The organism is Streptomyces longisporus, from assembly GCF_039532765.1.
Taxonomy (GTDB): Bacteria; Actinomycetota; Actinomycetes; order Streptomycetales; family Streptomycetaceae; genus Streptomyces; species Streptomyces longisporus.
The window spans coordinates 370,248-377,925 of record NZ_BAAASG010000028.1; the positions used below are offsets into that span (position 1 = coordinate 370,248).

Sequence of the window (7,678 nt, forward strand, 5' to 3'; positions counted from 1 at the left end):
CCTGGTTGTGCCTGGGGGTGGTGGTCGCGGTTGTGCGTACGACCTTCCCTCAGGATTCCCGTGACCGCTTGCAGTGGTGGAAGGACCGTCGTCGTCACCAGGAAGCGAAGACGCGCCGACAGGCTCGCCAGAGTGGACTCGCGCGGAAGCCACCGCGACGACGCGGTTAGAGTCGGCGCGAAATTCGCTGCTACGGGCTGGGGGGTAGCGCGATTCCGTATGTGGTAGGCCGTGAGGGATAGGCGTGGGTGGGCTGGGCGATGAGCGGGAAGCCCTGGATCGAGACCATAGCGTCCTGCACTAGTCAGCCAGGAACGCCAGGCCATTACCTGACCGGTTCCGGTCAGGTAATGGCCTGGCCTGCGTAGTCGTCGGCGGACCCGCAGTCCTCCAGCAGGAGGTAGGCGACGTTGCTGCTGTTAGCGGCGAGCGTCCACGTCTGCGCGACGGCGCCCTGAATTCCGGTCCAGCACAATGCCGCTGTGATGTCGTTTCCGGTCGTGTTGGTCAGGATGGTCTGGACGGAAACAGTCGCGTTCGCTGCGGAGGCTTGCAGGTTATTGACCCGTATCTGGTCCTTGTAGATCGTTCCCGACACGGAGTTCTTCCGGATCCGGTACAGCGCATAGCTGTCGCTAGCTGCGCTGTGCAGGCCCGAGAGGGAGACACGGTAAGCGCGGCCGTCTTTGAACGTGATGGCCGTGGTGGTGATCAGGGCCGTTTCCGTGCTCGAGAAGGTGACGTTGGCGGTCGCGGTCTTCTGAGTCACGAATCCGCGCCCCTGGGATTTGCCATTGACGCTGAGGTCTCGATCGATGGCGAATCCGCTGGAGGTGAGCTTGGCCGCGGACTGGGCGGAGCTGGGCGGTGCGTCGCGCACGTACAGTTCGATCGAGGATCCGGCGGCCAACGTGTCGGCACCGTAGCCGTTGATATACGCAACTCCGTTGCCGATTAAGTCGTTTGCGTAGAGGTTGAAGACTCCTCCCGCGTACCCCGGTGAGTGGCTTTGCAGGAACAGTCCTGTCTCCTGGATCGAGCCGGTGACCCTGGGTGCGCTGAGGGAGACGCTGGGCACTTCGTAGGTCCTGGAGGAGTCCGAGGAGTATGCGATGGCGGTGTTGAGTTCTGCCGGTGCTGACTCATCGGCGCTGCCGGAATAGAACTCAATCGATCCGGTCTCCGGACTGGTGTTTCCGGGGCTGATGACAACTCGCTGTCCGCTCGCGGCAGTTTGGAGGGTGCTGCCGGTGAGGACGGCTCCGTTGATCGTCTTGCCGTTGATGGCGTCGGCGTCGAGTTTGTCCGCCGTGATTGCCCCGGCCTTGATGTGGGTCGCTTCGATCGCGCCCGCCGAGATCTTCGTTGCTGTCACGGCGTTGGCCGCGATCTTGTCCGCCGTGACAGAGAGTGCGTTCAGTTTGTCCGTGGTGATGGACAGCGCCGCAATCTTCTCGGCCGTGATGGCCAAGGACGCTATCGTCTCGGCGGTCACCGCTCCGGCGAGGATCTTGGGCGCGGTGACGGCGCCGTCGGCGATCTGTACGCCCGGGACCACCGGGCGGACGACGGCGTTGTCCCACAGCACGGCTCCGGCGGTCGACTGGTAGGTCTCCACCCACACCGTGGCGGCGGTGGTGTTGGCCGGCGCCGTGACGGTGGCGGCGAGGCGCTGCCACGAGCCGCGGGCCGGGACGTCGACTTGGGCGACGCCGAAGCCGACGGTGGCCCCGGTGCCGTCCTGCCACCGGGCATAAAACTTGAGGGCGCCGCCCGCCCAGTCGGCGGACGCGTTAGCGTCAATGGCGAGGTAGAGCTGCTCTCCGCTCAGGATCGGCATCGACGTGAGGTTCAGGGACCGTGTCGTGGCGGCCGTCGCCGCAGCGTCAACCCGGAGCGCCTTCGCGGAGCCGTTGCCGCCGGAGACGACGGACCATACGTTCGCGGCGATCGCCGCGGTGTAGGCACCCTCGAACGAAGGGTCGCCAAGCACGTTCGTACCGCCCGCGACGACCAGCTTGTCGGTCGAGATCGAGGCCGCCGCGATCTCGGTCGCCGTGACCGAATTCGCGGCGATCTCGCGTCCCGTGATCGCATCGGCCGCGACCTTCCCGGCGATCACCGAGTCAGCCGCGAGTGCGGCGGCGGTCACCGAACCGCTCACGAGGTTGGTCGCGTCGACGATCCCCGTCTTCAGCGCCTCAATGGCAACGGCGTCGACCTGCATGACGGCCGGGGAGCCGGAGACGCCCATCGAGGCGTAGTTCAGCCACAAGTAGGGGGTGATGAAGCGGACGGCGTCGTGCACGATGCCGGGCGAGCGCGGGTCGTTGTTCGGGCCGGCAGAGCCCGCGGCCGCGCGGTCCTTGAGGTAGCCGACGACCGTGACCCAGCCGTCCGTGGTCGGCAGTGACCGGTACGACGCCGCGATGTAGTAGTGGCTGTTCGGGCTGTTCGCCCCGGCGCGGTTGACCAAGGTGGTCTGGTCTGCCCCCACGCCGAGCACCCCGACGTAGAACGCGTCCGGGCCGGAGGCGAGTTGGGCTGTGGCCCGGATCCGGGCGCTGATCCGGTACAGGCCACCGGGCTCGTACGGGACGAGGGTCGTACCACGGAGCCGGATGAAGCCGCGGGCCTCACCGACGCTTCGGCCGGTGGGAGCGTCCGGTACGCCGGTGAGGTGCACCCACGTGGCGCCGCTGCCCTGGTCGGCGGTCTGCCAGGCGGCGGCCTCGCCCATCGTGTCGACGAGGCGCTGGCTGGTGGCGTCCGCGAGCGCGCCGCCGAGCGCGCTGAGGGTGATCGCGCCGCTCGCGACCTTGCCCAGCGTCACGGAGTTGGCGGCGAGCTTCTCGGCAAGCACCGCGCCGTCCGCGAGCGCGGTGGAGTTGACGGCCCCCAGGGCGAGCGCCGCGTCGGTGACCGCGCCGCGGGCGAGCTTGGTTTCGTCGATGATCGCGTTGACCAGGTCGGCGGGGACGGCCTTCCGGGCCTGGCCCTGCACAGCGGTCGAGGGCTCTCCGGCTGTGCCGGATGTGTTGACCGCGATCAGGTGCACCCACAGCGGGGTGTAGGTGTCGGTGGCGAGGGTGATGCTTCCGCCGGCGGTCGTGTGGAAGGCGGCCACGGCGCTGGTGGTGTCCGGGGCAGCGTCGGCGGTCGTCGCCAGGTGGACCTGGACTTCGGCCAGATCGAGCGGAGCGGTCTCGGCGTCCGTCCACGTTCCGGGCCAGGTCACGGTGAGCCCGGACAGCGCGGACTCGACCACGGGCGGCGTGGGGGTGGGAGGTGGCGGCCCGTTGTGGGCGACGAAGCCGACGGTGCCGTCGTCCTGGAGCCCCATGCTGCCGCGCAGGGTGCCGTCCTGGTCGTAGACCTCGATCGCGCCGTCCTCGATGGATGAGTACGCCATGCGGGCGGTGCGGGCGGTGCGGGCCAGCTGCCGTTCCAGGACGGCAACGCGGGCGGCCAGGCGGGCGATGTCGCTGCTCACGCGGTGCCTCCCCCGTAGGTGAAGCGGTCTGCGCGCTGGAGCTGGATGACGGCCTGTTCGGGGGTGTCGCCAGAGGCGGGCTGGATCTGCCAGCCGACGATGCGGGACCAGACGTCGAAGTCGGTCCACTGGTCGTGGACCCGGGCCCGTACATCGTCGCCGATCTGCCAGGAACCGAAGCGGGCTGCAGGGTGGTCGCGGACTGTGATCTCGGTGACTTCGCCGATGACCTGGCGGGAGATGCGTTCCGTGCGGGCGCGTGCAGCCAGCCGGTCGTTCGCCTTCTCCTCCGGTACTTCGAGGAGGTGCTCCAGGCGCAGCCGACCGTCCCGTACGGCGTCGACGGCGCGGCGTCGGTTGCGGCCCTCGCCGGCGCCGAGCGCGATGACGACCTGGGCCAGGTTGTCGGCGTCGTACTCGACAGGGACCGCCTTGACGACGTTCACGCCGGACTCGAAGTCGATGTCCGTGCGGCGGCGGCCGAGGCGGGGCCAGCCGATGCGGACGCGGCCCTCCGGCGTGCCGTTGTGCCAGGCGGCTTCTTCGGTCCACTCGGGGCCGCCTTCGACGGCGACCATGTCCGAGACGACATCACCGAGCGAGGGGGTGTCCCACCAGTCGATCCGGTAGGGGTCCTCCGGAGTCCCGACGGTGACCTTCGAGGTGGTGTCGTCGACCTGGATACCGAGCTGGCCGTCCGGCGTCTCCTGGCAGTACGCCCACACGTCGCGGATGACCTTGCACGGATCCGCGTAGGTGTAGGGGCCGCGTGCGTTGAGCTGGCCGTGGAGGTCGTAGCGCCGGTAGGGGTAGGAACCCCAGCCGGCTGCCTCGATGTTGAGCTGCTGGCCCTGGGGGTCGGCTCGCCAGATCAGGCCGCCCCACAACAGCCGACCGTCACGCTCGGCGTAGATCTTGGTGTTGCCGGGGTCGAGTTGGGAGCGGACGAGGTGGGCCAAGCGGGGTTCGACCGCGCCGGTGAGGCTGCCGGTCGCGCACAGTGCGGGCCCGAACTCGACACCGGTCAGGGGCAGATCCCAGGCCAGGACCTTGTTGGTGAGCGCGTCGGTTGTGAGATAGCGGTACGACGGAGATGCCATCGGGCGCGTTCCGGCTTCTCCCCCGCGCCGCATTTGTTCATGCTGGGTAGCATGGTCAATAACGTATCACTCGTTACTGGAACGGCAAATCACGCATACAGCAAGCTGGAGCCAATTTCTTCAATGCTTCGCGCCGCATCGAAAAGCGTATTAACGAGTTCTCGCTCATGCCGCCCTGAAACTAGATCACTCTCTTCCAAGCGGCCAGCGAGGCCGACGAAGAAATCTCTTGACTGGTTCATCAAAGAGACCACGTTTGAGGCGTTAATATTTTCTCCGCCCAGCATTACATGAATGTCATTCTCGTACAGTTCCAGGTTTTGCTTTATCTCGTCACCTACTTCTTTAGGGAAGTCACTCCTGGTGACCAAGAGCCGGATTCGCTCTCCCCAGGTAGCCATTTCGCGGATAAAGTAATACGCCCTGGAACCTCTGACCGGAGGAGCCTTTCCCCTCTCAACACGGCGACTACTCACGCGCTCCCTAGCAACCACTGGCTCGTACGTGCGAAGGTCCATAGCTGAAGTCGATCGCAAGGCCGAACGGAAACAAGGATGGATCAAAAATTCATTCTCATACGGCTCGATTTGATTGGCGTCGTCGTAGACGTAAGAAACATTTCCATTACGACGCACACCAAGGAATCCAACGGCGTAAAGGATGTCGAGAATTCCGCTGACCGTAAGAATCTCTGCACTTCCCGGGTAACGTGAAGCTAGAGCCTCCCTTAGTGAAGCAACTCGCCCCTCAAGCACTCGGCGGGTAACTAGATAGCCAGAATTTTGAAACAGGACAAACAAATCCAATAGGAAAGGATAGTTGACGACGTACTCTCTTACGAGATCCGCTTGCTTCCAGTTCGAGAACTGAACACTAGCCTCCTTTATGTCGGAGTCCCAAACTGCATCGTGTCCGTTTTTTACCGCAGTATCGCGGCACACATTGCAGAGCTGGATCATATCCCGAGGCCGCATAAGCGTTAGGCTAGTCAGGTATTCATCGATCGGCTTTCCAGAAAACCTACTGGGGAATAGCGAGTGCCACACTTCGGTATCAGACCCCTCTAGGCCAAGGGAGGCGCACGCACGCAGGCTGGCCAACTTTACGAGTCGCTCAGCCGTCCAGTTGATATGAATCTCGTCGCTGTGGAATTTGTCTTGCTCGGCAGACTGCAAGAAATCATAGATGTCGGTCCGGAGGAAGACGACACAGTTCACTGCGGAGAATACTGAGGATATGTGTTTGGCCGCATCCAGCAAGCCGACTACCATTGCGTCGGAATTACGATCGTTTGACCAAACATCTTCCAGTTTGTCCACCAAAATGAGGATTGATTTATGCCCCTCCTCGCAGCGAAGGTCCTTCATTGCTTGAACAACCTTCTTTTCTAGAACATCCAGCTCGCTTGAAGCCCTTATGCCCTCACTTGGATATTGAGCGTCCACGGCTACTTTTACACCGAACGCATCAAGCGAGATGGAGGACTTTAGTCGCTTGATAATAATCCAAAACTTCTCGTGCAGTCGAGGATCCTCGAGTCCTTCTTGGTTGTCCAGTAGGAATTTTCGCAATGCGGCCACAGAGGAGGGTGTTCCGCCATTCTGATGCTCTTCGCTAGCGTGACTCACGATCGATTTGGCTACTTGAACTGCTAGGACGTACCGCCAAACCAATTCCTTCGCCAAAGGTGAGGGAATCCCAGGCAATTCAAATCTAAGGAGTTCGTCTGCGGATATCTTGTCTGGAGTGACAACATATGTCTTCTTGGGGAGATCCGGCGCCGAGTGAAGCATTACGCAGATCGCACTCTTCCCTGAACCTTTACGCCCGATAACGAGCATTTTCCGTCCAGTCAGAGCAGCCTCGTAAGCCGCGGTCTCGAGAAAACCACGCCGCAGGAGACCGCCGGCCGCGAAATCAGACTCTGCGTCGTCCTTGCCGAAGAACAGCCTACTCAACTTGATATCACGATCGGTGGCCATCTCGATCTCCCATTACCCTGGAGTCGTGCGCCCGATACCCGTCGTCCGTTATCGATGGAGAGGCGTTCTGAGTGAACGCCACTGGAGCTTGGATGGACTCGCCTCCCCACCGCTCACCTCCATACTGCAACAATCGTTGGCGACCTGCACATCTTCTCGCAGGGGAAATACATGCGATTTCAACCATTGAACCTTTTAGAGGACCGCTTCAGTGAACTCGACGTCCGAGATGATCGAGGTCGAGCTGTCGACAGACAGGTCGCCTGTCTCGGCTTTGGACATGTAGGTCTGCAGCGACAGGGTCTGGGTGGTACCGCGCTGGGCCGCGCTGACGCTGATGTTGTCGGCTACGACGACGGTTTGGCGGCGGACGACGGAGCCCTGGTTGTCGTCGATAATCGTGTTCTCTCCGAGGTCGGAGCCGAACTTCGTTTGCATGGAGGCGAATACGTCCGCTCGCGCCATGCGGAGTCCGGCGATGGTGATGACGACCTTGGCTGAGACGGCCCAGGCGGGAATCGGGACAGACCAGCTTGCCGCGACCGGCCAAGCGTGCCACTTGTTGTCCTGGTACTTCAGCTCACTCAGGGCAGACGGGTAGGCCATGTAGAGCTTCCGTTCGCGCCGTGGGTTCGCTATTTGCCGCAGATCCTTAATCATTGCGCTGGTGAGGGTGGCAGTGTTCGCTGGAATGTCAAGCCGAGCCAGTGGGATCGCCGTCATGCCGGTCGGAACTGTCTTCGTCGATGCGGAGACGCCAGACACGACGTGGAAGTAGCCGATCTCGTCGGCAGCTGGGTCACGGTTGCCTTCGTACTCCGGGTCCTCAACTCGCAGGCACACGAGGTCGGATCGGGCTGAGGATCCGGTGGGGGCGATCGGGACGATGGCGTCGCCCACGTTGTACTGCGTGTAGGAGCCCTGGCCCCATGCGGCTCCCGACACGACCGCCGAGCCGTCGCCGACGCGGACGCCGGCACCGGGGGTGGACCACTCTCTGACCTTCAAGTCGTTGCCTTCGGTCACGCCTTGGTTCCCGCTGATGGCGCTTCTTGAAAACGGTCACCCGTGATCTGGTGGTTGGCCAAACCTGCTCGGTGGAT

General features: G+C 63.2%; 4 protein-coding genes. All 4 read right to left on the reverse strand.

Annotated features, from left to right (window positions below):
• Positions 1-343: 343 nt before the first annotated feature.
• The 4 genes from ABD355_RS42745 to ABD355_RS42760 all read right to left on the reverse strand — a co-directional run bounded on the left by ABD355_RS42745 (position 344) and on the right by ABD355_RS42760 (position 7,601).
• Positions 344-3,493, reverse strand: a complete 3,150-nt coding sequence (locus ABD355_RS42745; RefSeq protein ID WP_344406702.1) for a hypothetical protein — start codon at positions 3,491-3,493, stop codon at positions 344-346.
• On the reverse strand, positions 3,490-4,593 hold the full coding sequence (locus ABD355_RS42750) for a hypothetical protein (protein ID WP_344406703.1): 1,104 nt from the start codon (positions 4,591-4,593) through the stop codon (positions 3,490-3,492). The genes ABD355_RS42745 and ABD355_RS42750 overlap by 4 nt, the downstream gene beginning before the upstream one ends.
• An 89-nt stretch (positions 4,594-4,682) precedes the next feature.
• Complete coding sequence (locus ABD355_RS42755) at positions 4,683-6,575, reverse strand: P-loop ATPase, Sll1717 family (RefSeq protein ID WP_344406704.1); 1,893 nt, start codon at positions 6,573-6,575, stop codon at positions 4,683-4,685.
• A gap of 195 nt (positions 6,576-6,770) precedes the next feature.
• Positions 6,771-7,601, reverse strand: a complete 831-nt coding sequence (locus tag ABD355_RS42760; RefSeq protein ID WP_344406705.1) for a hypothetical protein — start codon at positions 7,599-7,601, stop codon at positions 6,771-6,773.
• Positions 7,602-7,678: the final 77 nt, after the last annotated feature.